The sequence below is a fragment of the Yoonia sp. SWMV100 genome (assembly GCF_056108365.1).
Genome location: NZ_JBWBAQ010000002.1, coordinates 893,844 through 916,786, shown reverse-complemented (window position 1 = coordinate 916,786; position 22,943 = coordinate 893,844). Strand labels below are relative to the sequence as shown.

Genomic DNA, 22,943 nt, shown 5'->3' with positions numbered 1-22,943 from the left:
CCGCTGAACGCATCAACAGGGGGATGCCGCCTTTGTAAATCACGTGGGGCGGTGGGGGTTGTCAAATGGCGAACGCTGCATCGGCGAAAAGCCGCTACACTCATGCGGGTGGGCTGAAGGCCCGGCGTGCGGCGGTCGCTTTGGCCCGCAGCGCGCAGGTTTCGGCGTGGTCATTCAGTAGGCCCATCGCTTGCATAAACGCAAAGACGGTTGTGGGGCCCACGAATTTCCAGCCGCGTTTTTTTAGGTCTTTTGACATGGCGACCGACTGTAACGACGTGGTGCGTGTCTGCGGTGTGGCGGTTTCGGTTTCCTCGAACTGCCAGACATACGCCGCCAATGATCCATAGTCCGCAACAAGGTCACAGCAGCGCCGGGCGTTGTTGATCACAGCAGAAATTTTCCCGCGGTGACGAATGATCCCCGCGTTCGTCAAAAGGCGGTCCACGTCAGTTTCATCGAACTTTGCGACTTGCCGATAGTCGAATCCAGCAAAAGCCGCGCGAAAGTTTTCGCGTTTGGCCAATATTGTTCGCCAGCTAAGGCCAGATTGAAAGCTCTCGAGACAAATTTTTTCGAACAGGCGAATATCGTCGGAAACCGGATAGCCCCATTCATGATCATGATAGTCAACAAACGCGGGTGCCGCTACGCACCAGCCGCAGCGTGGCAATCCATCGGGTCCACGGGTGGTGTTGGTCATAGGTGTCTGCTTTTTTCAATAGCCGCGCGCACGATCAACGCGGTGCAAAAACGGCTGTTCTGCCTCGCCGCGTGCGATATTGTCGGCGATGACTTGCGATGCGGTTTCTGGCCGTGTGGTGGCCGCGATATGCGGTGTGACGGTGACGTGTGGGTGCGCCCAGTACGGGTGATCAGTGGGCAGTGGCTCTGTCCGAAAGACGTCCAGTGTCGCATGCGCCACCTGACCTGTACCGAGGGCGGCCAAAAGCGCTGTGTCGTCAATGAGCGCCCCACGGCCGGGGTTGATCACAAACGCCCCCGTCGCCAAAAGAGACAGACGGTCGGCATTCAGAATGCTTTCGGTCTGCGCAGTCAGTGGCAATAGTAGAATCAGGAACTGCGCACCACTTAATGCCTCAGTCAGGCCATCGTCGCCGTGCAGGCAGGTGATATCTGCATGATCCTTTGGTGATCTGCTCCAACCTGTCACTGGAAATCCCAAATGATGGAGCGCTTGCCCGCAGGACGCACCCAATTCACCCAACCCCAAAATGGTCACCGGGCGATTGGCGGCGATTGGCGGATAGATATCGTTGCGCCAAACACCGTCTTGACCGAAAATATGTGCATCCATGCCCAAATGATGTCGCAAGGTATGCCCCACAACCCATTCGATCATGCCGTTGGTCAGGCTGGGGTCAATCATCCGGCACAGTGGCTGTGTCAGCGTTTGGTTCCCCACAATCCCCTCTACCCCGGCCCAAAGGTTCAGCACTGCCTTTGTGCGGGTAAAAGGAAGGAAATCGGTCACCGGTCCGTTGGGCGCCATTACGATATAATCAACATCCGCAGGCACGTGGTCGCGCGACAGGTTGATGTCTAATCCCGTTGCCGCAAAGGCGTGGGTAAGTGGTGTACGGTAGGCGTCCCAAGCGTCCTGCTTGGCGGAAAAAAGTACGTTTATCATTAGCGCGGCCTATGGACATGGGCGCTTTGGATAAGTCCAAAGGCGGTCAGAAGAACAATCATCGCAGACCCGCCATAGCTTACAAGCGGTAGCGGGACACCAACAACGGGGGCAAGTCCCATCACCATCGCCATATTGACGGCGAAGAACAAAAAGAAAGTCATCGCAATGCCCAGTGTCAGCAAAGACGCGAACCGGTCGCGATTGCTGATCGCCGATGCGATGCAGAACACCACAATCAGCAAGTAAAGCACCAGCAAGGTCGATGCCCCGACGAATCCGAACTCTTCTGCGAGCGTCGTAAAGATAAAATCAGTATGCTTTTCGGGTAGGAAATTCAGACGAGACTGTGTGCCTTGCATGAACCCGCGTCCGGTCCAGCCCCCCGATCCCAACGCGATCTTGGCTTGGGTGATGTGATAGCCCGCGCCAAGAGGCTCGTTTGATGGATCTAAGAAAGTGTCGATCCGGCGGTATTGATAGTCCTGGATCAACTGCCAGGATGTCCCCCTGCTTTCAAAGACGGCGAAAATTGCGCCGATGCCTGCAGCGGCCACGGTTGCGAAATACGCCCAGTGTACACCGGCCAAAAACATGACCGTCGCCCCACCCGTCAGCAAAAGCAGCGCAGTCCCGAGATCGGGTTGTTTCAACACAAGCACCGTCGGAACAACAATAAAAATAACCGGTAGCAGTACCCACAGCGGTCGCGACGTTTTTTCAAGAGGTAGCCAGTCATAATAGGCGGCGATGAACATCACGACTGTGATTTTGCACAACTCGGAGGGTTGTAGAACGATAAACCCCAGGTCGATCCAACGCTGTGCCCCCATGCGGACCTCACCAAAAAACTCGACGCCCAACAGCAGTAACAGGGACATAAAGTAAGCAGTAAACGCCATGTTTCGCCAAAACCAGATCGGCACCATGCCAATCATGACCATCAAGATCATGCCGAGGGAAAACCGCTTGAGCTGCGGCTCCATCCATGGGGACGTGGAACCACCGGCGACGGAATAAAGCATCAAAAAGCCCGCGCATGACACCGCAGATAGCAGCATGATCAGCGGCCAATTCAGGTACAGAACCTTACGGATGCCGGTGGGAACGTATTTTGTGTTATGGGCAAGGTAGCTCATGCGCGACTTCGCGTCTTTGCACCAGCCGGCAAGCGGTTTTCGATGCGGCGCTGCTGTTCGTCGATCTTGTCACGCACGTTGGCGGGATACGCATCCAGCGGTGGCGCCCCGCCGTATTGGGCTTGCAAGATCACGTCGCGCGCGATGGGGGCTGCGGTGCTGGAGCCACCGCCGCCATGTTCAACGATAACGGCAACTGCATACCGCGGGTTATCAACCGGTGCAAAGCTGACAAAAAGCGCATGATCGCGACGCTCCCAAGGTAGGTCATCATTGCTTGTCACCCCATTTGCACGTTCTTCTGCGGTGATCCGGCGCACCTGACTGGTGCCACTTTTGCCAGCCATTTTATAACCGTCTGTCAAAATCCGCGCGCCATAGGCAGTGCCACGGTTGCTGTTGCAGACGTCGTTCATTGCGGCGCGGATCCGGCGGAGACTGTTTTCGTTAATCCCCAGACTTTCGCCACGGCCACTGGGCTGTTCAACCCCGTCAACCAGCCTGACCAAACGCGGCGTAATGTCGTGACCTGACGCAAGTCGTGCGGTCATGATCGCCAATTGCAGGGGGGACGCCAGAACGTAGCCTTGCCCGATTGATGCGTTGACGGTGTCACCGATGCGCCAGTCTTCGCCACGTGTCGTGGTTTTCCAGTCTTTGTCAGGGGCCAGCCCTGACGCCACTGCCGAAATCGGCAAATCGTGCCGCACACCGATCCCCAGCTTGCGCGCCATTTCCGCAATTTTATCGATGCCAACCCGCTGCGCGACCTCGTAATAATAGCAGTCGCAGCTTTGCTTCAGGCTGTCGTGCAGGTCGATGTTGCCATGGCCGCCCGATTTCCAACAGTGAAAACGGATGCCATAGACATCGGTGTAACCCGGGCAATAAACGGTTTCGTCCGCAGAGATCACGCCTGCTTCCATCGCGGCCAGTGCTGTCACCATCTTGAAGGTTGATCCGGGCGGATAGGTGCCCTGCACGGCCTTTGCCGCCAGAGGGCGGTATTTATCTGCGTTCAGGGCGTCCCAATCGGTGTTTGAAATTCCGCGCACAAACAGGTTTGGGTCAAACGATGGTGCAGAAGCGATTGCGCGCAGATCGCCGTTTTCCAAATCAATCACAACCACACCGGCGGATTCGCCTTCAATTCTGGCTTGAACGTATGTCTGTAATCGATTGTCGATCGTCAACTGTACGTCTTTGCCTGGCGTGCCTTCCTGGCGGTCCAGTTCGCGCATGACGCGGCCAACGGCATTCACTTCGATGCGGCGATGACCTGCGCTGCCACGCAAGAGCGACTCGAGTTTATTTTCGGCGCCTGACTTGCCGATCTGGAATTTGGGGATTTGCAACAGGGGGTCCTGATCCTCGATCCGGCTAAGGTCATAATCGCTGACAGGGCCAACATACCCCACGACATGCGCCAGATCAGCGCCCCAAGGGTAAACCCGGCTCAGCCCGACTTCGGCCTGAATCCCGGGCAAGGCGGGGGTGTTGAGGTTGATTTTTGCAACATCATCCCATGTTAAACGATCTGCAATCGTCACGGGTACGAACGGCGACCGGCGCCGCATTTCTTCCATCGCGCGGGTCAGGTCCGCGGGGGCGATATCAACGATCTGCGTGAGACGCGCCAAGACTTCACCGACGTCACCGGCGTCCTCGCGGACCATGATGACCCGATAGTTTTGCTCGTTGGCGGCAATCGCAACACCATTTCGGTCAAAGATCAGCCCGCGTGAAGGCGGAAGCAGGCGAATGTTGATCCGGTTTTCTTCGGCAAGCAGGCGAAATTCGTCGGCGTGCTCGACTTGCATCGACCGCATGCGCCAGCCCAGAATGCCCATGATGCCCAGCTGTGTGGCGCCAACGACCAGCGCACGGCGGCTGATCGTACGTGCGCTTTCCATCACATCTTTTGGTGGCCGTTTCATATCGGTTGCCCTCTACTGCCAATTTCGCCCGGTGCTGCCTTGCTGACGCCAAAAAGATAATGCGCCACAAGGGCCACCAAAGGATAGACCGCGATAGTCAAAATCATTTGAACCAAGGTCAGACCCAATGGCGCCAATGGCGTCACCACGATGGCAAGTACAAAGCGATTTGCGAGCGTGATGATGATGACACCCAGCGCAACAGTCCCCCATTCGGCCAAAAATGGCAGGCTTCGGAATTCGCGGCTGCGTTTGCGCAGGCTTTCTGTCAACAAAACGACGAACCCCGCCCAAAGACCGGGTGGACGTTGAAAGACCAGATCGCAAACCAGGAAAATCAGGGCGATGATCCAGACGGGCAGATATTTTGGCCGGCGCGCGACCCAGACAAGGGTGACCGCCAGCAATATGTCAGGGAAAATGACTTTGACGTCCCAAGGGCCCGCTATTCCCCCGGGAAACCGGATTTGAAAGATGGTTGGTGCCATGCTTTGTGGGACGAGTTGTACGATCATGATGATCGTCGCAAGCACGACGAAGGCGCCGCGGTTGACCCACGTGCGTGCGTCAACCGGATTAGCCATCGGCAGGCACCGTTGTCGTGGGAAGGGCTGCGGGGCCGAAAAATTCGGCCTCGGGTGTCAGCAAACCACCGGGGTCCGTAATTGTTTCGTGAGGTTGCGCGCGCAGGACCCGCAAAAATTCAAGGCGCTGATAGTCTGCAGACAAGCGCACACGCAACCGTTGATCCGTGCCCAACGCCACCTGACCCACCAGCAGATCGGCGGGAAATACGCCACCGTCACCCGATGATACGACACGGTCGCCCGGACGGATCAGCGCGGTATCCTCCAGAAATTCAAGCGGCGGATTCAAAGTGTTGTCGCCAGCCAAAATGGCCTTTTGACCGGATGGCTGGATGGTCACCGGTATCCTGCTCGACGTATCGGTCAACAGCATCACACGGCTTGTTTCTTGGCCGACACCGGCAATCCGACCAACAAGACCGATCCCGTCCATTGTTGGCCAGCCATCAATAATTCCGTCGCGCGCACCGACATTGACCAGCACCGACTGCCGAAACGGCGACCCGCTGTCGGCAATCACAACGCCGGTGACGACAGTCAGCTGCGGGTCCAAGCTGACATTGTTCAGGTCAAGAAGTTTGGCGTTTTCTTGCTCTAGCTGTACGGCGGCCTCTTTCCAGGCCTTCATCTGTTGCAGTTCGCGCCGCAAGTCCTGGTTCTGGGCAACCAACTGTTGATAGCTTTGAAAGTCGCTGATCAGATTTGCGATGCCGTTTATCGGGGTGGCGACCCAGTCAAAGGAGGGTACGACTTTGTCGGTCACTGCGGATCGAAACCGTTCAACCCGCGGACTGTCGATCCGCCAGATCAGAAACAGACCGAACAAACCCAACAGCAATACCCCGACCAGCAATCTGCGGACCGGGGTAACAAAGTCTTCGGTGTTCTTGTCACGTGCCAAGGGCGGCTATCCCCGGTCTGTTGTTAGCTGTCGTAATCGATGACGTGTCGCAGCTGTTTTTCATATTCCAGCGCACGGCCCGTTCCTAAGGCCACACAATTCAGCGACTCGTCCGCGACCGAAATGGCAAGGCCGGTCTGTTCACGCAATGCCAGATCAAGCTGACCAAGCAACGCGCCACCGCCTGTCAGCATCACGCCGCGGTCAACGATGTCTGCGGCCAGATCCGGCGGTGTGGCTTCAAGCGCGGTCATCACGGCTTCGCAAATTTGCTGCACAGGTTCTGCCAAGGCTTCGGCGACTTGGGCTTGGGTGATTTCGGTTTCTTTCGGGACGCCATTGAGCAGATCGCGACCGCGAATTTGCATGGTTTGACCGCGGCCGTCATCTGGCATCCGCGCGGTCCCGATCGACGTCTTGATCCGTTCCGCTGTCGATTCACCGATCAGCAGGTTATGCTGGCGGCGCAGGTAGTTGATGATTGCCTCATCCATCCGGTCGCCACCGACACGCACAGAGCGCGCATAAACGATGTCACCCAGCGACAATACCGCAACTTCGGTTGTGCCGCCGCCGATATCGACAACCATGTTTCCTGTCGGGTCGGTGATGGGCATACCCGCACCGATGGCCGCAGCAATGGGTTCGGCAATCAAGCCGGCGCGACGCGCGCCCGCCGACAGCACCGACTGACGGATCGCGCGTTTTTCAACGGGTGTTGCGCCGTGCGGAACGCAGACAATGATCTTTGGTTTGGAAAATGAAGACCGGCGATGCACCTTGCGGATGAAATGTTTGATCATCTCTTCGGCGACGTCAAAGTCGGCAATCACACCGTCGCGCATCGGACGAATGGCCTCGATGCTGCCGGGGGTACGCCCCAACATCAGCTTTGCATCCTCACCAACCGCGAGAACCTTTTTGACGCCGTCTTTGACGTGATAGGCAACCACCGAAGGTTCGGACAACACGATGCCCTTTCCCTTGACGTAGATCAGCGTATTCGCTGTTCCCAAATCAATCGCCATATCTGATGAAAATAAACCGCCGAAGCTTACCATGCCGTGGTCTTCCGTTCCGAATGTGTGAGTTTGCCTGCGCCGTGCCCCAACGCGTCGTTTCATAGGTTATAGAGTGGCTATCGGCGGGATAGAAGCCCTTCATTCAAACGATAAAGTCATCAATATCAACTATCATTTTTCGAACATTTGGTCCGCAAAAGTTCGGGCCTAGGCGTGAAAAAAGTCATATTTCAAACATTTAGCGTTCTGCCGGCTTTGACTAAATGTGCGATGAGCCAAATTTCGCGTAATGCCAAAACGAAACGGGCGCCCCTACGATATGGGGCGCCCGTTCGAACTGAGTCGCGTTGCGTGTCAGCTGTCCTTGTAGCTCACGCCTTTTACGTCGTGTCCGGGAGCGGATTTTTCGCGACGGACGATCAGGCGGTTCAAGGCGTTGATATAGGCCTTTGCGCTGGCCACGACAGTATCGGTGTCCGCAGATTGGCCGGTCGCAATACGCCCGTCTTCTTCCATGCGCACCGATACGGTTGCCTGCGCATCAGTGCCTTCGGTGACTGCGCTGACCTGATATAATTGCAGGCGGGCGCCATGCGGAAACAGTTCCTTGACCGCGTTGAACGTGGCATCCACGGGACCATCACCCGTGGCTGATGTCGTGACATCAGTCCCGTCAATTTCCATCACCATGTCTGCTGTTTGCGGGCCTTCGGTTCCACACACAACACGCAGTGATTTGAGTTTCAGGCGATCCTCTTCGGCGTCGTTCTGATGCAGCAGGGCAATCAAGTCGTCGTCAAAGACTTCTTTCTTGCGGTCGGCCAAATCCTTGAACCGCACGAAGACGTCGTTCAATTGGTTATCGGCCAGATCAAAACCCAATTCGGTCAACTTTGCGCGCAAGGCAGCGCGTCCGGAATGTTTTCCCAAAGGCAGGGATGTGCCAGACAGGCCCACGTCTGCAGGGCGCATGATCTCGAACGTTTCTGCGTTCTTTAACATCCCGTCCTGGTGGATGCCGCTTTCGTGGGCAAAAGCGTTTTTACCAACGATCGCTTTGTTGAACTGCACGGCAAAGCCGGACACGGCAGCAACCCGCCGCGAAATATTCATGATCTTGGTTGTATCAATACCCGTTTCAAACGGCATGATATCGCCGCGGACCTTCAGGGCCATCACCACCTCTTCGAGGGCGGTATTGCCAGCACGTTCGCCCAAGCCATTAATGGTGCATTCAATCTGGCGCGCGCCCCCCGCAACCGCGGCCAAAGAGTTGGCTGTCGCCATCCCCAGATCGTTGTGGCAGTGGGTTGCAAAAATCACGGCGTCCGCGCCGGGTACAGTCGCAATCAGATTGCGGATCAAATCGGCGCTTTCGACGGGTGCGGTATACCCTACGGTGTCGGGAACGTTGATGGTTGTCGCGCCGGCCTTGATCGCGATTTCGACAGTGCGGCAGAGATAATCCCATTCCGTGCGCGTCGCGTCCATGGGCGACCACTGCACGTTGTCACACAGGTTGCGCGCATGGGTGACAGTGTCGTGAATACGTTCGGCCATTTCATCCATCGTCAGATTTGGAATGGCGCGGTGGAACGGTGAGGTGCCAATGAACGTGTGGATGCGTGGTGATTTGGCGTATTTCACGGCTTCCCAGCAGCGGTCGATGTCTTTGTAGTTGGCGCGTGCGAGGCCGCAAATTGTCGCTCTTTTCGCCCGCTTCGCAATCTCGCTGACCGCACGAAAGTCGCCCTCTGATGCAATTGGAAAGCCCGCTTCGATAATATCGACGCCCATTTCGTCCAGCAGTTCTGCGATTTCCAGCTTTTCAGCGTGGGTCATGGTTGCGCCGGGCGACTGTTCGCCGTCACGCAAGGTCGTGTCGAAGATTAAAACGGTATCTTTGGTCATATTCTGAATTCCTGTGTCCTTAGCTGTGAAGCGGCGCTGTTCCCTCTGAGCGGTCGCGCCAAATGGCACGCTCAGAGGCGACTAAGGAGTAGAAGGCCAAGCGCAATGCGCCCACGAAGGGCGGAGGAGGGGATATGTGCGCGGCTATTCATGCGGTGACTATACAAGTGTTTCGGCGGTTGAAAAGTCGCAAATGCGCTCCGCGCGGGAGTATTTTAGGACAAAGCGAGGGCAGGGGTGGTCGTTGCAGACCTTGGCGCTAATTATGCGCTATGAAAAACGCATTAGTGATTGGGGCGTCGGGTGGCATCGGCGCGCATGTGGTTCAGGCGCTGGAAGCGCGTGGCGTTGGCGTGACGTGTCTATCGCGCAGCAGCAACGGATTTGATGTGGCGGAACCAGAGATGGCCGCCAAAATGTTGGCTGAACTGAGCGGCCCGTTTGAATTGATTTTTGTGGCCTTAGGGGTCTTGGCGCCTGAGGGTGGGTCGCCGGAAAAGAGTCTTGCGGCGATCACTGCGGGGGCGATGGCACAGGTGTTCGCCGTGAATGCGATTGGCCCGGCGCTGGTATTGCGAGAGGCGTCGCGCCTGTTGACCAAAGAAAGACGCGGCGTGATTGCGGTGCTGTCGGCGCGGGTGGGGTCGATTGGTGATAACAAAATTGGTGGTTGGTATGCGTATCGCGCCTCTAAGGCCGCGTTAAACCAGATCGTGCATGGCGCCGCGATCGAGCTGGGCCGGTCACATAAGCAGGCCGTTTGTGTCGCGCTACATCCGGGCACGGTCGCAACACCTTTTACGGCAGAATATGTAGGTCGGCATAAAACAGTGTCGGCACCAGAAGCCGCCGCGAACCTGTTGTGCGTGATTGACGGCCTTTTGCCCGCACAGTCTGGCGGCTTTTACGATTATGCGTCGCGGGAAATCCCTTGGTAATTCGTGATTTGTGCATCGCGGCTAGTCGTATTGATCTACCAATCAGGACAGCAAGCTGGGGCTGATTGGGCGGGGCGCCGCGTGCGAGGCAACAAAAAACGGCTGCGATATTCCTATCGCAGCCGTTTTTAAAAAGAGTGCTGATCAGTTGTCTGCCGTTGTTTCCGCCACAAACGCGCCGTCCGACCAAGTGCCGGTGCTTTCTTGGCCGGTTGCGTAACGCATGGTGCCTTCGCCTTCGCGGCGGCCGCGGACAAACGCGCCCTCATAGGCATCGCCATTTGCGTATGTGGCCAGCCCCTGTCCGTTGATTTCGCCCTCAGCCCAGTCGCCGATGTAGTTGAAACCGTCAGGCAGGGTGATTTCACCTTTGCCATGCCGTTGGCCATTTACGAATTCACCGGTGTAAACCGTGCCGTCAGCATAGGTCGCGCGCCCTAAACCGTTTCGCTGACCTTCGGACCACTGCCCTTCGTAAGAGTAGCCGTCAGCATAGGTCATTTTGCCTTGACCGTGGTTTTTGGCATTGAGGAATTCGCCCTCGTAAACCAGACCGTTGACGTAAGTTGCAACGCCTGTGCCGTTGATGACGCCATTGTCCCAGTCACCTTCATAGGTGGATCCGTCAGGGTATGTAATTTTACCAACGCCATCCGCCAGATCAGCGACAAAAGACCCGACGTAGACCGACCCATCAGGATAGGTCACTTCGCCGTTTCCTTGAATTTGGCCGCTGTCCCAGTCGCCCGCATAGATATAGCCATCAGTCCCACGGAAGGTGCCGGTGCCGTCGCGACGGTCATTTGCAAAGGTGCCAACGTATGTGTCGCCGTTGGCGTATGTTACGGACCCTTCGCCTTCGCGCTTGCCAGCGACAAGGTCGCCTTCATAGATATCGCCGTTGGGTTGCGACAGGGTGCCGCGTCCCTGGATCGCGCCATCAAGCCAATCGCCGCTGTAGACAAGACCGTCAGCCATCGTCAGCGTACCGGTGCCATCGCGTTCGCCTGCTTTCAGCGTGCCTTCGTACACGGCGCCGTCAGGATAGGCGATCCGGCCTGTCCCTTCTTTTACGCCGTTCACCCAGTCACCTGCGTATTCGTAGCCACCGGGGCTGGTCATCGTGCCAGAACCATGATGCATCGCGTTCCGGAATTGGCCTTCGTAGGTTACGCCGTTGGCATAATTCGCCACGCCTTGTCCGGTGATGTTGCCATCCACCCAGTCACCTTCGAATGTGCCACCGTCCGCAAAAGTGATTCGGCCCAGACCTTCGGGCTTGCCGGCGGCAAATGTGCCTTCGTAGACAGATCCGTTGGGAAACCGCGCAACACCCTGCCCGCGAATTTCACCATTTACCCATTCGCCGGTGTATTCATACCCATTGGGAAGCGTGTAGGTGCCCGTACCGTGCTGCTTTCCATCAAGGAATTCACCTTCGTATACGCCGCCATCGTCGTATTGCTTTGTCTGGACTGTTTGCGCAAAGGCGCCACTGGTCAGCCCAACCGTCAGTAGGGCGATTGCCATCCCTTGTGATAATCCAAACGTCTTCATTCGTAATACTCCGATCACTTCCTCGCCCACGCAGCTTATGTAAGGCGCTGCACCCTGACAACGGTTAACGATGATGGGCGCTTCCATTAATCATGGAGGTGCCTTTCAAATCCGTGTCTTTCTGCTACATGCATTGCGAGAAAATAGGACAAAACTATGACGAAACTGTATCGCGTGACACTGGCTCAGCTGAATCCTGCCGTTGGCGACCTGTCCGGCAATGCGCAGCTTGCGCGGGACGCTTGGGCGCAAGGACGGGACGCAGATGCAAATATCGTCGCGTTGCCTGAAATGTTTATTACGGGCTATCAAACCCAAGACCTGGTGCATAAGCCCGCCTTTGTTGCGGACGCAATGGTGCATATCCTTGCGTTGGCGGCTGATTGCGCGGATGGCCCTGCTTTGGCGATTGGTGGCCCGCTGTTTGAAAACGGCCGTTTGTTTAACGCCTATTTCATTTTACAAGGCGGGAAAATTGTCGCGACGATGCGCAAGCATTTCCTGCCGAATTTCAACGTGTTTGACGAAGTCAGGCTGTTCAAAAGCAGTGATATTTCCGGTCCATATTCGACAGGCGTTGGTCCGCGCATCGGAAGCCCCATCTGCGAGGATGCGTGGTACCCAGATGTGGCCGAGGCGATGGTCGAAACAGGTGCCGAGATTTTGATCGTGCCCAACGGGTCCCCTTATTTTCGCAACAAGTTTCCGATCCGCATGCAGACCATGGTGGCGCGTGTTGTCGAAAACAACGTGCCGCTGGTCTATGTGAATATGGTCGGCGGGCAAGACGACCAGATGTTTGATGGTGGATCGTTTGTGTTGAACCGGGGCGGACAGTTGGCGCTGCAAATGCCTGTGTTTGATAGCGCGATTGCCCATGTGGATTTTCGCCAAACGGATGACGGATGGGAGGCAGTGCCAGGTCCATTGGCGACCCTGCCCGATGATATCGCGCAGGACTATCGGGTGATGGTTGAATCCTTGCGAGACTATATGCGCAAGACGGGTTTCAAAAAGGTGCTGCTGGGTCTGTCTGGCGGTGTCGACAGTGCAATCGTGGCGGCGATTGCCACAGATGCGCTGGGTCCACAAAATGTGCGCTGCGTTATGCTCCCTTCGGAGTACACATCGCAGGCATCGCTGGATGATGCGGCGGCGGCTGCAAAGGCGCTGGGCGTGAAATATGATACAGTCAGCATCGCGGGACCGCGCGCCGCCGTGACCGAAGCGCTTGCGCCATTATTTGGCGATTTGCCGGCGGATTTGACCGAAGAAAATATTCAGTCGCGCCTGCGCGGCGTTCTGTTGATGGCGCAATCGAATAAATTCGGTGAAATGCTGCTGACAACCGGCAATAAATCCGAGGTCGCAGTGGGGTACGCGACGATCTATGGCGATATGGCGGGTGGATATAACCCGATCAAAGACATGTATAAAACGCGCGTCTTTGAAACCTGTCGCTGGCGGAATGCCAACCACCGCGATTGGATGCAGGGGCCCGCGGGCGAAGTGATCCCGGTCGCGATTATCGACAAACCGCCATCAGCTGAATTGCGTCCTGACCAAAAAGACGAGGACAGCTTGCCGCCTTACGATATTCTGGACGGCATTCTGACGATGCTGGTGGATAAAGAGGCGTCGGTGGCCGACTGTGTGGCGGCCGGTTACGACCGCGATATCGTCAAGCGCGTAGAGCACCTGATCTACATCAGTGAATATAAACGGTTCCAATCCGCGCCAGGTCCGCGCCTGTCGAATAGGGCATTCTGGCTTGACCGGCGCTATCCGATTGTGAACCGTTGGCGTGACAATAGCTGACCTGCAAAGCACGTAAGCGACAGAACTGTCGCGCGCGTGTGCGCAGCTGTGACGCGGTGGACTTATGATCAGCAAAACGGATCATAAGGTGCATTCTTCTTTGCTGACACATTTCACAATGGCCGACGGCTTTTCGTCCGGCCAATGCGACCGTTTGACGGTCATCGCCCAATCAGCAACGTCGCAAGACGCAAAGCTGGTTGGGAACAATCGCGATCATAATATGCGCCGCGCTGATCTGGTTTGGGTGGATGATGTACCGGGTCAAGGGTGGGTCATGGCACAGATCATCGATATCGTGCGCGCGGCAAATCGCACATTTTCCTTTGATTTGACCGCCTTTCATGAAAGCCCGCAAATCGCCAGTTACGATGCCGACCGTGAGGGGCATTTTGACTGGCACGCGGACATTGGCGACGGGGCCTTGGCGAGCCAGCGCAAACTGACGATGGTCGCGCAACTGTCTAGTCCGGACGACTATGATGGCGGACGTTTGGAATTGATGCCATCCGCGCAGGTGCTTGTTGCAAAATCAGAACGTGGCAGCGTCACTGTTTTTCCAAGCTATGTGCTGCACCGCGTCACGCCGGTGACACGCGGATTGCGGCGTTCACTGACGATTTGGGCACATGGACCCGCGTTCCGATAGATTGCGCGCGTCCAATCCATAGCCAGCGGTAGACAAATCGCACCCGGTGTGACAAGGCGATGTCAACAGGAGAACCCGATATGACCATCACCAGATTTGCCCCATCACCCACTGGCTGGCTGCACATTGGCAACCTACGTGCGGCGCTGTTTAACTATGCGATTGCACGCCAAAATGGGGGGCAGTTTGTCCTGCGGATCGATGACACCGACGGCGAGCGGTCGAAGGAAGAGTATGTCGAGGGGGTCAAAGAAGATCTGACATGGCTTGGAATCACATGGGATCGTTTTGAACGGCAGTCCTTGCGTATGGATCGCTATGCCATGGCAAAGCAAAAGCTGATCGACATGGGACGGTTGTATGAATGCTTTGAGACGCCAACCGAACTTGACCTGAAGCGCAAAAAGCAACTGAACATGGGCAAGCCGCCGGTCTATGACCGGGCGGCGCTGGCCCTGAGCGAGAGCGAAAAGGATGCGCTGCGTGCCGAGCGCGGGTCGCATTGGCGGTTCAAGCTTGATCACGAACGGATCGAATGGGCCGATGGGATTATTGGCGACATTTCGATCGATGCCGCGTCTGTCAGCGACCCTGTTTTGTTCAAGAATGATGGTCAAATTCTTTATACACTGGCGTCCGTTGTGGATGACGTGGAAATGGGGATCACCGATATTGTACGTGGGTCGGACCACGTCACGAATACGGCCACCCAAATTCAAATTATTCAAGCACTGGGTGGTACACCTCCGCGCTTTGCTCACCACTCGTTGCTGACCGGACCGCAAGGCGAGGCACTGTCGAAACGGCTGGGTACGTTGGCGCTGCGCGATTTGCGCAAGGCAGGGATTGTGCCACAGGCTGTCCTGTCACTGATGGCCCGCCTTGGATCGTCCGAACCAGTGGAACTGCGCGCCAACATCCAAGAGGTTGTCGCGGGTTTTGATCTGTCAAAATTCGGGTCTGCGCCAACGAAATTTGACGCCGCTGACCTTGGTCCGCTGACTGCGCGGTATCTGGCAACATTGGATCATGGCGATGTCGCGGATGTCTTAGCGTCGGCTGGTGTGCCAGACGCCATTGCTGCGCCTTTCTGGATGCTGGTGCGCGACAACATCAATACGCTGGATGACGTGGCCGCATGGTGGACCTTGTTCCGCGATGGTGCGACACCGTTGGTCGCAGAAGAAGATCGCGACTTTATCAGTCAGGCGTTCTTTTTGCTCGATAACCCACCTTACACGCATGAAACATGGGCCCATTGGACCGATTTGGTGAAAACCGAAACCGGCCGTAAAGGACGTGGGCTATTCATGCCGTTGCGCAAGGCGGTGACCGGGCGCGAACGTGGTCCGGAAATGGCTGATCTGATGCCGTTGTTGCAGGTCAAACCAAAGCTGGATTAAAGCAACCGCCAAAGGTGCAAGCAACATTGCGGGATGCGTGGGCGCCAAGGGGTTGCCAATGCGCGATTTGCACAGGTGCGATCACATTTTCAGGTCTAGCGTCCCGATCATCGTGCGTCCCACGGTGAACGGGGCGGGGATAACCAGAATGCATGATCGGTCACTCGCGTGCGCGCAGCACAGATGCAGGTTTCGCCCCCAGTGACCGCCACGCAAACCCAAGGCCAGCGGCCACCGATGCAGCGATACCACCGCCAATGATCAAAAATGCGTTTGCCCAGATAATACTGTACCCTGTGTCCATGATAAATGTGGTCACAGCCCACCCGCCCAAAATCCCCGCAGCCAAGGCGACAATGCCCGCAGACAGACCCAAAAGCCCTGCGCGCAGCGCAAAGCTCGTCAAAATACTTAGCCGCGATGCGCCGAGCGTTTTCAAAACCGCTGCCTCGTAGGTGCGCGTGCGTTCACCGGCTGCCGCGGCGCCGATTAACACTAAGAACCCTGTTAACAGCGTCATCAACGCGCCATAGCGTGTCGCCGCCGCGATCCCTGAGAAAAGTTCGATCACCTGATCAATCGCGTCGCGGATCCTGATCGCGGTGATGTTGGGATAAGCGGTCGCAAGGTCTCTTAGGATCGCGGCCTCGGCTTGCGGTTCGGCATATACCGTCGCGATCCAACTGTGTGGCGCACCCGCAAGCGCCGATTGGTTCAGCGCAAGCACAAACCCGATCCCGGCGTCTTCCCAGCTCACATTGCGAAAACTGGTGATTTCCCCTGTGATATCGCGGCCCAAAACGCTGATCGTCATTGTGTCGCCCAGTTTCAGGCCCATCTCGGCCCCTTCTTCTTGTGAGAAACTGATTTGCGGCGGGCCCGTGTAGCCTTCGGGCCACCATTGCCCGGCGGTCACTTCGGTGCCTTTGGGCTGCGCGTCTGCGTAGGTGATGCCACGGTCACCGCGCACGACCCAATGGCCCCCCGCCACTTTTTGTGCAGAGTCGCCGTTGATTTGGGTGATGATACCGCGCAACATCGGCGCAGTCTCAACCCGGCTGACAGCGGGATCATTGTCTAGCCGTGCTTGAAAACCGTCAATTTGATCGGGTTGGATATCAACAAAGAAATAGCTGGGCGCAACTGCCGGTAATTCGTCCGAAAATGAGTTGCGCAGGTTGCCGTCAATTTGGCCCACTGCCGCAAGCACAGCAAGCCCAAGCCCGAGAGACAAGACAACTGACGTTGTATCGCTGCCCTTGGTGCCGATGGCGCCGACTGCCCATCGCAGGGCCGGGTCGCCCCGTGCAGGAACCCGCAACAGGCGGGCGATCCAGCGGATGATCCACGCCGCAGCTACCAAAATCCCCAACGCGCTTGCGATTCCGCCGGCGGTCCAAAGGGTTAGCAATGCTGTGCCGGAAAACCAAATTGCCGCTGCAATCAAAAGAATGACCAGCGCGATCAAAGTCGCAATATATTTGCGCGGTGGCAGCACGCCCCCCGCCGATAATGCATCACGAAACAGGGTGGCGGCACGAATATCTTCGGTCTTGGCTAACGGCCAAAGTGTAAAGATGAGCGCGGCAAGCACGCCATAAACCGCTGCCTCGACTAACGGGGCGCTATAAAAGGTAAAAATTGCCGGAATCGGCAATTGCGTAGCGATCAAAGGGCCAAGAAGGACCGGGAGGCCCGCGCCCAAAATCAGTCCGGCGACGATCCCGATCGACGCCAGAATACCCACCTGGATAAAGTAGGTCTGGAAAATAATCGCCCGCGTCGCGCCCAGTGTTTTGAGTGTCGCAATGACGTTGGTTTTACCCGCGAGATATGCGGTTACGGCGGACGACACACCGATGCCGCCGACCGCAAGCCCAGAAAGCCCGACAAGAACCAGAAAGGCGCCGATCCGATCAATAAATATGGCTGTTCCGCCGGCACCGCGGCGACTGTCGCGCCAGCGCAAACCGTCGTTCCCAAATTTGTTGCGTGCGCGGTTGCCCAGGTTTGCCAGCGACGCGCCATCAGGAAGATCAAGCCGGTACTGGGTCGAAAAGAGCGTACCCTCGGTGAGGAGGCCCGATTGCGCCAGCGCGTCTGTGCGCACGATGGTCCGTGGCCCCAATCCAAATCCGCCCGAAACGTTGTCTGGATAGTGCTCAAGGACTGCACGCAAAGTAAATTCTTGGGTGCCAAGTTTAAAGGTGTCGCCGGGTTTCAACCCCATACGATCCACCAAGACACGCTCCATCACGCCGCCATAGTTTGCCAAGGCGGCCGCGATCGGCATCGGCGGATCCAATCCGACATCGCCGATCAGCGGGTAGGCATCGTCAACAGCACGGACTTGGGTCAACGCCCGCTCTTCACCGACGACGGCCATCGACCGGAACTCGACTGTTGCGGAAATTTTGTCCGCGATACTGTAAAGCCATTCAAGTTCTGCGTCGCGGGCAAAGCGGTAGGTGAATTCAACTTCGGCATCGCCACCCAGTAAAGCCGCGCCATCGCGTTTCAATCCTGCCTCGATCCCCGCGCGCACTGTGCCCACGGCGGCAATTGCGGCCACCCCTAACGCAAGACAGGCCAAAAAAACGCGAAACCCGCGCAAACCGCCACGCAGTTCGCGCATCGCAAATCGGGACGCGATACGCAGCGTCATGCGGCGACCTGTGCGGTGACATCAACACGACCATCGCGTAAGCGCACAACCCGATCACATCGCGCCGCTAATTCGCTGGAGTGTGTGACCATAATCAATGTCGCTCCATGCCGATCACGCAGGTCAAACAGCAAATCCATGATCGCTTGCCCGTTTGTTTCGTCCAAATTGCCTGTAGGTTCGTCAGCCAGCAGGATTTGCGGCCTTGGTGCAGATGCCCGGGCCAAGGCCACGCGCTGTTGTTCGCCGCCTGACATCTGGCTGGGGTAATGGTTGATCCTGTCCCCCAGACCCACAGCGCGCAATTCTTCCTCTGCACGTGCAAACGCATCTTTGACACCTGCCAGCTCCAGCGGGGTCGCGACGTTTTCCAATGCTGTCATCGTGGGGATCAGGTGGAAAGATTGGAAGACCACCCCCATATGATCCCTACGAAAGCGTGCCAGTTGGTCTTCGGTCATGGCAGTTAGTTCTTGGCCAAGGGCAAGAATACTGCCAGATGTCGCCTGTTCCAGCCCGCCCATCAGCATGAGGAGAGATGATTTGCCCGACCCGCTAGGCCCGATAAGACCCACTGTCTCGCCTGATGTCACAGTGAGCGAAACATCGTGTAAAATCGCAACCTGCCCTGCATTTCCGTTCAGTGAAAGATTGACGTCGGTAATTTTCAACACAGGATCGGTCATTCAAAAGGCCTTTGGTCAAGAAGTATATGATGGATATGGTGCGCGTGCAGGTCTGCGCAACCTTACTATCGCTGTTTTCCTAACAACCAGTGCCGCGCAGGCGCAGACGGTCACGATTGCGGCATTGGGTGACAGTTTGACGGCGGGCTACGGGTTACCACAAAGCGATGGTTTCGTGCCGCAAATGCAGGCCTGGTTGGATGCGCAGGGCGCCGATATCCGGCTGATCAATGCGGGCGTGTCCGGTGATACAACGGCCGGCGGCCGCAGCCGCGTCGATTGGACGTTGACCCCAGATGTGGACGCGATGATCGTCGCGCTTGGCGGCAATGATTACCTGCGCGGCATTGATCCGGCGGTAAGCCGGGAAAACCTTGATGCGATACTGGACGCAGGTCACGTCGCTGGCGTCGAGATGCTGCTTGTCGGGTTGGAGGTCGGCGCAAACTACGGTCCTGATTACAAAGACGCATTTGACGGAATGTACCCGGCGCTGGCCACAAAATACGACATTTCGTATTATGAAGATATTTTTGCGGGCATCCGCGCAAAGGCGCAGACACCCGACGATCTGGCCAGGTTTTTCCAAGCTGACCGATTACATCCAAATGCCGCGGGCGTGCGTTTAATTGTAGAAGACCTTGGGCCTGCGATCTTAGCACTTGCCGTAAAAGGAGAGTAGCCTATCGTGGATGCACGTGAAACAGTGAACCAAGGGAGGTAATGCTATGTCTATTGCAAAGGTCACCGAGATCATCTCGAGCTCGACAAAGTCATTCGAAGACGCCGTCGAGAGCGGTGTGAGGCGCGCATCAAAAACTTTAAAAGGGATCACTGGTGCTTGGGTCTCGGATCAAAAAGTGACTGTCTCGGACGGTCAAATCAGCGAATACCGGGTCGTGTTGAAAATCACATTCGTTCTTCAAGACTGAACAAAATGGCGCCCATCCCGAGGGCGCCATTTTGCTTCGTGTTTCTGAGTTTAGTCAGTTACATTCAGGTTAACTGCACTTTCACGACCATCCCGGCCAGCTTCGATGTCAAAAGTGACCTTTTGATCATCGCGTAGACCCGTCAGCCCAGAACGCTCAACTGCCGAAATATGAACAAAAATATCTTTTGATCCACCATCGGGAGCGATAAAGCCGTAACCTTTTGTGGTATTGAACCATTTGACAGTGCCTGATGCCATGTCGTTGTCTTCCTTCAATTATTCCGCTCACGGGATGCAGCGGATCGGCTCGGTCAAAGTTGGATCGAATGACTGGGCCGAAAAGAGGACAGTGGTCGATTATTCAACGTCGCGAATCCAGAATGCCAGATTCAGCAACAAAATCAAGAATTTTGGGGGATTGTATGTTTGTGGGCATGTAACTGCCTGTAGATTATGGCGCGTACAAGGTACGCGCCATAATCTTGAATTAGCTTATGCGAGTGCGAGGTTGATCGCAGATTCGCGGCCGTCACGGCCAGCTTCGATGTCGAAAGTAACTTTCTGATCATCGCGCAGACCTGTCAGGCCAGAACGCTCAACAGCGGAGATGTGAACGAAAACGTCCTTAGAACCACCATCGGGAGCGATAAAGCCGAAGCCTTTAGTTGTGTTGAACCATTTCACGGTGCCAGTAGCCATCGTGTTTTCCTTTATTTATCAGTACCATCCGCAGAATTGCGACGGTTTGGCTTAGTCAGTGCAAGATCGAAAGACTGTAGCCGGATAGGAAAACAGTGGTCGAGTTGGATAACGTCTGCCAAACCCATCTGACGTCAAACAAACAAAAAATCAAGCAAAATCGACAGATCGTTTTTTTGTCGGCGAAATCTCGGCATTACGGCGCACGTCAACGCAAGGTTGTTTGCGGGCTGTGAATGCACGTGTATCATATTGACCAATAAGAAGAAACTTATGCGGCAGATTTTCAAAGCCGCTCGGATCACTCTCAAAAAATGATGCGGGACCTGTATGGATAAAAATAGGGCGTAGTCTGACCTTTCACTGGATCTGCGTGACAGGGTGCTGCTGCCGCGGCGCATGCTGGAACCTGATCGTGACGTCGCAGAATCAAAAAATGTAGGTCACGCTGCGGCTGGATGAAAGCGTCAGGAAATTCTAGCGGGCGATGAGGCCGGGGTATCAGGCGCGGATCATCCGGATGCTGGGGTTTTGGGCCTATATGACGCTCGGCGAGGCGATGCAGACGGAAGAGGCAATCTATACGCAGATGAAAACTCTGAACAGGCTGGATGAGGCACCGCCCGATCCAGAGGCAACATCAGGTGCGCCACGCATTTCTTTGTGGCGTTGTTGGTATGACTGACTATGCTTACTTTTTCATAATTTATTTAGTCGGGTTTTCGGTGCCCGTGTGACGGGCCATTTATCGGATTCTATCGTAAGTGTGGTGACGCCGTTTTTTATGTGCCGCGCGATGAGCCGTCGGCCCCTGCGGCCATCAGCAATGCAGCGCGCTGAAACGAGTGGGGTGGCAGCGCTATACAGCTCGGGGAAGATTGCGCGGATTTCCTCAAGCTGATCGCGGTGAAGCGCCTCGCGGGCCATCGGGCCCAACAACAAGCTTTCGACGGGCGCATCTTCTGCAAATACAACTTCGTGTGCATCAAATAGCAGATGCATATATGTGACCCCCTCTGGTGCAGAAGCCACCTCGACGTCAGGCAAGCTGATCAGCTTTATCGCCGGGATCAGCACATTGAAGCTGCCAAACATTCGCTCTGCGACCTTAGAGCAAAGAAGCATGCGATGTTGCGGTGAAACCAGCAGATCGCGGGTTGGCCTGCCACACCCTAATGATCCGCGTTTGAACCGAATTGGCCGCAACTTTGGATTTTGTGCGCATTTTGGGGCGCATATGAATGAGCGACCAATCCAGCGGATTTTCTGAGGCCCGTGATCAAGTGTCAGAACATAGTCTCCGGCTGAGAGGGTTTCGATCAAGCGCCCGACGCCCGGTGTTTTGATAAACGTCCCTGTTGTCAGGCAAACCGGCATGATAAACGTGTCACCGATCACCCATTCATCCGTACCGGTGTCGACAAGGTCAGCCGTGATGTAGTCAGCCTGTGCCTGAGTCATCCCGGTGATGACATATGAGACACTGGTCCCGAGGAGTCCGCCGCCGCTGGTAACCGTTCCTGTCTCTGTCGCGGCGTTATAGGAAAACGTGAGGTTGCTTCGCCCGTCTACTGCGAGGTTGTCAAATTTTTCCATGCCGTGAACGTTGATTGTGATCGTTGAAAGCAAGCTAATCGCCGGCGGTACATACGTGAAATTTCCGTCCTCTGCGCCGTTAAAGGTAACATCCATAGATGTCAGCAACCCGGACGCTACGCCGATAGTGCCGCTATCATAGGTGACGGTCGAACTGTCGTTAATGATGAAGGAAAGATTACTCAACGCGTTGAGGCTTGTCAGTCCCTGATCAAAGTCGAGGTTCGCACCGTTAACGACCTCGAAAGTTGGTGCCGCAGCGGCAATAATACCGGCAATACTGCCGATCTCTACGCTCACACCATCAATCGTTAGCGTACCTGAGCCTAGTGCAGTTATATCCACCGTGTTGGTTGTGTCGCCGCCGGTATCGGTCGCGTTGATTGTTTGGTCACCACTAGAAAGGTCAACTGCGATAAGTGCCATAGTTTAAGTCCGTATATTTGACTTTTTGCCTGCGTGAAACCACAGCGCAACTTGGTACTGTTCTTACTGCTAACTAAACTTAGGGTTGTGGACTGAGTCTAGCGAAACTTTGATCTCGCAAACTGAACAGTGTTAAAAAATTATGAACGTGAAATTAGATGGAGCCTAAATTCCTCTAAAGATTAAAGGATTCTGGGTTGATCTAAAAAATTTGCAGTTGAAGCACGGCGAAGTGCCGCGATACCGTGATGTTAGGACAAGCAATAGCTTGCATATAGCGGGCCATCACGATCAGCTTTGCGCCCATATGGAAATCCTGAATATGTTGGGAGGCGGCAGCGCAAGGCGCGCTGGCAAAGAGCTATGAGGTAGATGCAGGGTAAGGTGCGCTTTTGCCCGGCCAGCATTTAAGATCACACGAATG

21 protein-coding genes are annotated in these 22,943 nt (G+C 55.8%); 7 read left to right on the top strand and 14 right to left on the bottom strand.

What is annotated here, in order from left to right; genetic code table 11:
• Positions 1-100: 100 nt before the first annotated feature.
• From ACXJGX_RS04635 to ACXJGX_RS04600, 8 genes are all read right to left on the bottom strand, one after another.
• The gene (locus ACXJGX_RS04635; RefSeq protein WP_474779083.1) at positions 101-703 is read right to left on the bottom strand and encodes a DNA-3-methyladenine glycosylase I; all 603 of its coding nucleotides are present in this window, start codon (positions 701-703) and stop codon (positions 101-103) included.
• A gap of 15 nt (positions 704-718) precedes the next feature.
• Entirely contained in the window at positions 719-1,651 is a 933-nt protein-coding gene (locus ACXJGX_RS04630) for a 2-hydroxyacid dehydrogenase (protein WP_474779081.1), read from the bottom strand.
• Positions 1,651-2,790 carry a rod shape-determining protein RodA gene (gene rodA / locus ACXJGX_RS04625; protein ID WP_474779079.1) on the bottom strand — a complete coding sequence of 380 codons (1,140 nt, stop codon included), beginning with the start codon at positions 2,788-2,790 and terminating at the stop codon, positions 1,651-1,653. The genes ACXJGX_RS04630 and rodA overlap by 1 nt, the downstream gene beginning before the upstream one ends.
• Positions 2,787-4,727, bottom strand: a complete 1,941-nt coding sequence (mrdA, locus tag ACXJGX_RS04620) for a penicillin-binding protein 2 (protein ID WP_474779077.1) — start codon at positions 4,725-4,727, stop codon at positions 2,787-2,789. Before mrdA ends, rodA begins: the two co-directional genes overlap by 4 nt.
• Positions 4,724-5,311 carry a rod shape-determining protein MreD gene (locus ACXJGX_RS04615; protein ID WP_474779075.1) on the bottom strand — a complete coding sequence of 196 codons (588 nt, stop codon included), beginning with the start codon at positions 5,309-5,311 and terminating at the stop codon, positions 4,724-4,726. The genes mrdA and ACXJGX_RS04615 overlap by 4 nt, the downstream gene beginning before the upstream one ends.
• Positions 5,304-6,215 carry a rod shape-determining protein MreC gene (gene mreC, locus ACXJGX_RS04610; protein WP_474779073.1) on the bottom strand — a complete coding sequence of 304 codons (912 nt, stop codon included), beginning with the start codon at positions 6,213-6,215 and terminating at the stop codon, positions 5,304-5,306. Before mreC ends, ACXJGX_RS04615 begins: the two co-directional genes overlap by 8 nt.
• A 23-nt stretch (positions 6,216-6,238) precedes the next feature.
• Positions 6,239-7,276 (bottom strand): rod shape-determining protein, encoded by a 1,038-nt coding sequence (locus tag ACXJGX_RS04605; protein ID WP_474779071.1) that lies wholly within the window; start codon positions 7,274-7,276, stop codon positions 6,239-6,241.
• A 315-nt stretch (positions 7,277-7,591) separates the two neighbouring features.
• Positions 7,592-9,148 carry a 2-isopropylmalate synthase gene (locus ACXJGX_RS04600; RefSeq protein WP_474779069.1) on the bottom strand — a complete coding sequence of 519 codons (1,557 nt, stop codon included), beginning with the start codon at positions 9,146-9,148 and terminating at the stop codon, positions 7,592-7,594.
• Between the two features lie 272 nt (positions 9,149-9,420).
• Between ACXJGX_RS04600 and ACXJGX_RS04595 the strand changes: the two genes are divergently transcribed.
• On the top strand, positions 9,421-10,086 hold the full coding sequence (locus ACXJGX_RS04595) for an SDR family NAD(P)-dependent oxidoreductase (protein ID WP_474779067.1): 666 nt from the start codon (positions 9,421-9,423) through the stop codon (positions 10,084-10,086).
• Positions 10,087-10,230: 144 nt separating this feature from the next.
• On the opposite strand, the gene ACXJGX_RS04590 is transcribed toward ACXJGX_RS04595, so the two are convergent.
• Positions 10,231-11,616 (bottom strand): MORN repeat-containing protein, encoded by a 1,386-nt coding sequence (locus ACXJGX_RS04590; protein WP_474779065.1) that lies wholly within the window; start codon positions 11,614-11,616, stop codon positions 10,231-10,233.
• Positions 11,617-11,799: 183 nt separating this feature from the next.
• On the opposite strand from ACXJGX_RS04590, the gene ACXJGX_RS04585 reads away from it, so the two are divergent.
• The 3 genes from ACXJGX_RS04585 to gltX all read left to right on the top strand — a co-directional run bounded on the left by ACXJGX_RS04585 (position 11,800) and on the right by gltX (position 15,513).
• Positions 11,800-13,461, top strand: a complete 1,662-nt coding sequence (locus ACXJGX_RS04585) for an NAD+ synthase (RefSeq protein WP_474779063.1) — start codon at positions 11,800-11,802, stop codon at positions 13,459-13,461.
• Between the two features lie 64 nt (positions 13,462-13,525).
• Positions 13,526-14,110: a 2OG-Fe(II) oxygenase gene (locus ACXJGX_RS04580; protein ID WP_474779061.1), complete on the top strand. Its 585-nt coding sequence runs from the start codon at positions 13,526-13,528 to the stop codon at positions 14,108-14,110.
• An 80-nt stretch (positions 14,111-14,190) separates the two neighbouring features.
• Positions 14,191-15,513 carry a glutamate--tRNA ligase gene (gltX, locus tag ACXJGX_RS04575; protein ID WP_474779059.1) on the top strand — a complete coding sequence of 441 codons (1,323 nt, stop codon included), beginning with the start codon at positions 14,191-14,193 and terminating at the stop codon, positions 15,511-15,513.
• Between the two features lie 160 nt (positions 15,514-15,673).
• On the opposite strand, the gene ACXJGX_RS04570 is transcribed toward gltX, so the two are convergent.
• Together ACXJGX_RS04570 and ACXJGX_RS04565 are read right to left on the bottom strand one after the other, a co-directional pair.
• Positions 15,674-18,178 (bottom strand): ABC transporter permease, encoded by a 2,505-nt coding sequence (locus ACXJGX_RS04570; protein ID WP_474779057.1) that lies wholly within the window; start codon positions 18,176-18,178, stop codon positions 15,674-15,676.
• Entirely contained in the window at positions 18,175-18,864 is a 690-nt protein-coding gene (locus ACXJGX_RS04565) for an ABC transporter ATP-binding protein (protein ID WP_474779055.1), read from the bottom strand. Before ACXJGX_RS04565 ends, ACXJGX_RS04570 begins: the two co-directional genes overlap by 4 nt.
• Between ACXJGX_RS04565 and ACXJGX_RS04560 the strand changes: the two genes are divergently transcribed.
• Both ACXJGX_RS04560 and ACXJGX_RS04555 read left to right on the top strand, forming a co-directional pair.
• The gene (locus ACXJGX_RS04560; RefSeq protein ID WP_474779200.1) at positions 18,863-19,546 is read left to right on the top strand and encodes an arylesterase; all 684 of its coding nucleotides are present in this window, start codon (positions 18,863-18,865) and stop codon (positions 19,544-19,546) included. The two genes, ACXJGX_RS04565 and ACXJGX_RS04560, sit on opposite strands and share 2 nt — an antisense overlap.
• A gap of 46 nt (positions 19,547-19,592) precedes the next feature.
• Positions 19,593-19,796, top strand: coding sequence for a dodecin family protein (locus ACXJGX_RS04555; RefSeq protein ID WP_474779053.1), 204 nt, complete (start codon positions 19,593-19,595; stop codon positions 19,794-19,796).
• A 50-nt stretch (positions 19,797-19,846) separates the two neighbouring features.
• Here ACXJGX_RS04555 and ACXJGX_RS04550 read toward each other — a convergent pair whose 3' ends face one another.
• Positions 19,847-20,056 (bottom strand): cold-shock protein, encoded by a 210-nt coding sequence (locus tag ACXJGX_RS04550; RefSeq protein ID WP_474779051.1) that lies wholly within the window; start codon positions 20,054-20,056, stop codon positions 19,847-19,849.
• A gap of 234 nt (positions 20,057-20,290) precedes the next feature.
• Positions 20,291-20,497 carry a cold-shock protein gene (locus tag ACXJGX_RS04545; RefSeq protein WP_106357803.1) on the bottom strand — a complete coding sequence of 69 codons (207 nt, stop codon included), beginning with the start codon at positions 20,495-20,497 and terminating at the stop codon, positions 20,291-20,293.
• 487 nt (positions 20,498-20,984) lie between these two features.
• On the opposite strand from ACXJGX_RS04545, the gene ACXJGX_RS04540 reads away from it, so the two are divergent.
• Positions 20,985-21,182, top strand: coding sequence for a hypothetical protein (locus ACXJGX_RS04540; protein WP_474779049.1), 198 nt, complete (start codon positions 20,985-20,987; stop codon positions 21,180-21,182).
• Positions 21,183-21,196: 14 nt separating this feature from the next.
• Here the strand turns inward: ACXJGX_RS04540 and ACXJGX_RS04535 are convergent, their stop codons facing one another.
• Complete coding sequence (locus tag ACXJGX_RS04535) at positions 21,197-22,519, bottom strand: Hint domain-containing protein (RefSeq protein WP_474779047.1); 1,323 nt, start codon at positions 22,517-22,519, stop codon at positions 21,197-21,199.
• Positions 22,520-22,943: the final 424 nt, after the last annotated feature.

Bases quoted from the DNA above. Each gene is read 5' to 3' on its own strand.
- ACXJGX_RS04565 (WP_474779055.1), bottom strand. From the start codon at position 18,864: ATGACCGATCCTGTGTTGAAAATTACCGACGTCAATCTTTCACTGAAC.
- mrdA (WP_474779077.1), bottom strand. From the start codon at position 4,727: ATGAAACGGCCACCAAAAGATGTGATGGAAAGCGCACGTACGATCAGC.
- ACXJGX_RS04585 (WP_474779063.1), top strand. From the start codon at position 11,800: ATGACGAAACTGTATCGCGTGACACTGGCTCAGCTGAATCCTGCCGTT.
- ACXJGX_RS04615 (WP_474779075.1), bottom strand. From the start codon at position 5,311: ATGGCTAATCCGGTTGACGCACGCACGTGGGTCAACCGCGGCGCCTTC.
- ACXJGX_RS04600 (WP_474779069.1), bottom strand. From the start codon at position 9,148: ATGACCAAAGATACCGTTTTAATCTTCGACACGACCTTGCGTGACGGC.
- ACXJGX_RS04535 (WP_474779047.1), bottom strand. From the start codon at position 22,519: ATGGCACTTATCGCAGTTGACCTTTCTAGTGGTGACCAAACAATCAAC.
- ACXJGX_RS04635 (WP_474779083.1), bottom strand. From the start codon at position 703: ATGACCAACACCACCCGTGGACCCGATGGATTGCCACGCTGCGGCTGG.
- ACXJGX_RS04545 (WP_106357803.1), bottom strand. From the start codon at position 20,497: ATGGCTACTGGCACCGTGAAATGGTTCAACACAACTAAAGGCTTCGGC.
- ACXJGX_RS04540 (WP_474779049.1), top strand. From the start codon at position 20,985: ATGAGGCCGGGGTATCAGGCGCGGATCATCCGGATGCTGGGGTTTTGG.
- ACXJGX_RS04595 (WP_474779067.1), top strand. From the start codon at position 9,421: ATGAAAAACGCATTAGTGATTGGGGCGTCGGGTGGCATCGGCGCGCAT.
- gltX (WP_474779059.1), top strand. From the start codon at position 14,191: ATGACCATCACCAGATTTGCCCCATCACCCACTGGCTGGCTGCACATT.
- ACXJGX_RS04570 (WP_474779057.1), bottom strand. From the start codon at position 18,178: ATGACGCTGCGTATCGCGTCCCGATTTGCGATGCGCGAACTGCGTGGC.
- ACXJGX_RS04555 (WP_474779053.1), top strand. From the start codon at position 19,593: ATGTCTATTGCAAAGGTCACCGAGATCATCTCGAGCTCGACAAAGTCA.
- rodA (WP_474779079.1), bottom strand. From the start codon at position 2,790: ATGAGCTACCTTGCCCATAACACAAAATACGTTCCCACCGGCATCCGT.
- ACXJGX_RS04590 (WP_474779065.1), bottom strand. From the start codon at position 11,616: ATGGCAATCGCCCTACTGACGGTTGGGCTGACCAGTGGCGCCTTTGCG.
- ACXJGX_RS04630 (WP_474779081.1), bottom strand. From the start codon at position 1,651: ATGATAAACGTACTTTTTTCCGCCAAGCAGGACGCTTGGGACGCCTAC.
- ACXJGX_RS04550 (WP_474779051.1), bottom strand. From the start codon at position 20,056: ATGGCATCAGGCACTGTCAAATGGTTCAATACCACAAAAGGTTACGGC.
- ACXJGX_RS04605 (WP_474779071.1), bottom strand. From the start codon at position 7,276: ATGGTAAGCTTCGGCGGTTTATTTTCATCAGATATGGCGATTGATTTG.
- ACXJGX_RS04580 (WP_474779061.1), top strand. From the start codon at position 13,526: ATGATCAGCAAAACGGATCATAAGGTGCATTCTTCTTTGCTGACACAT.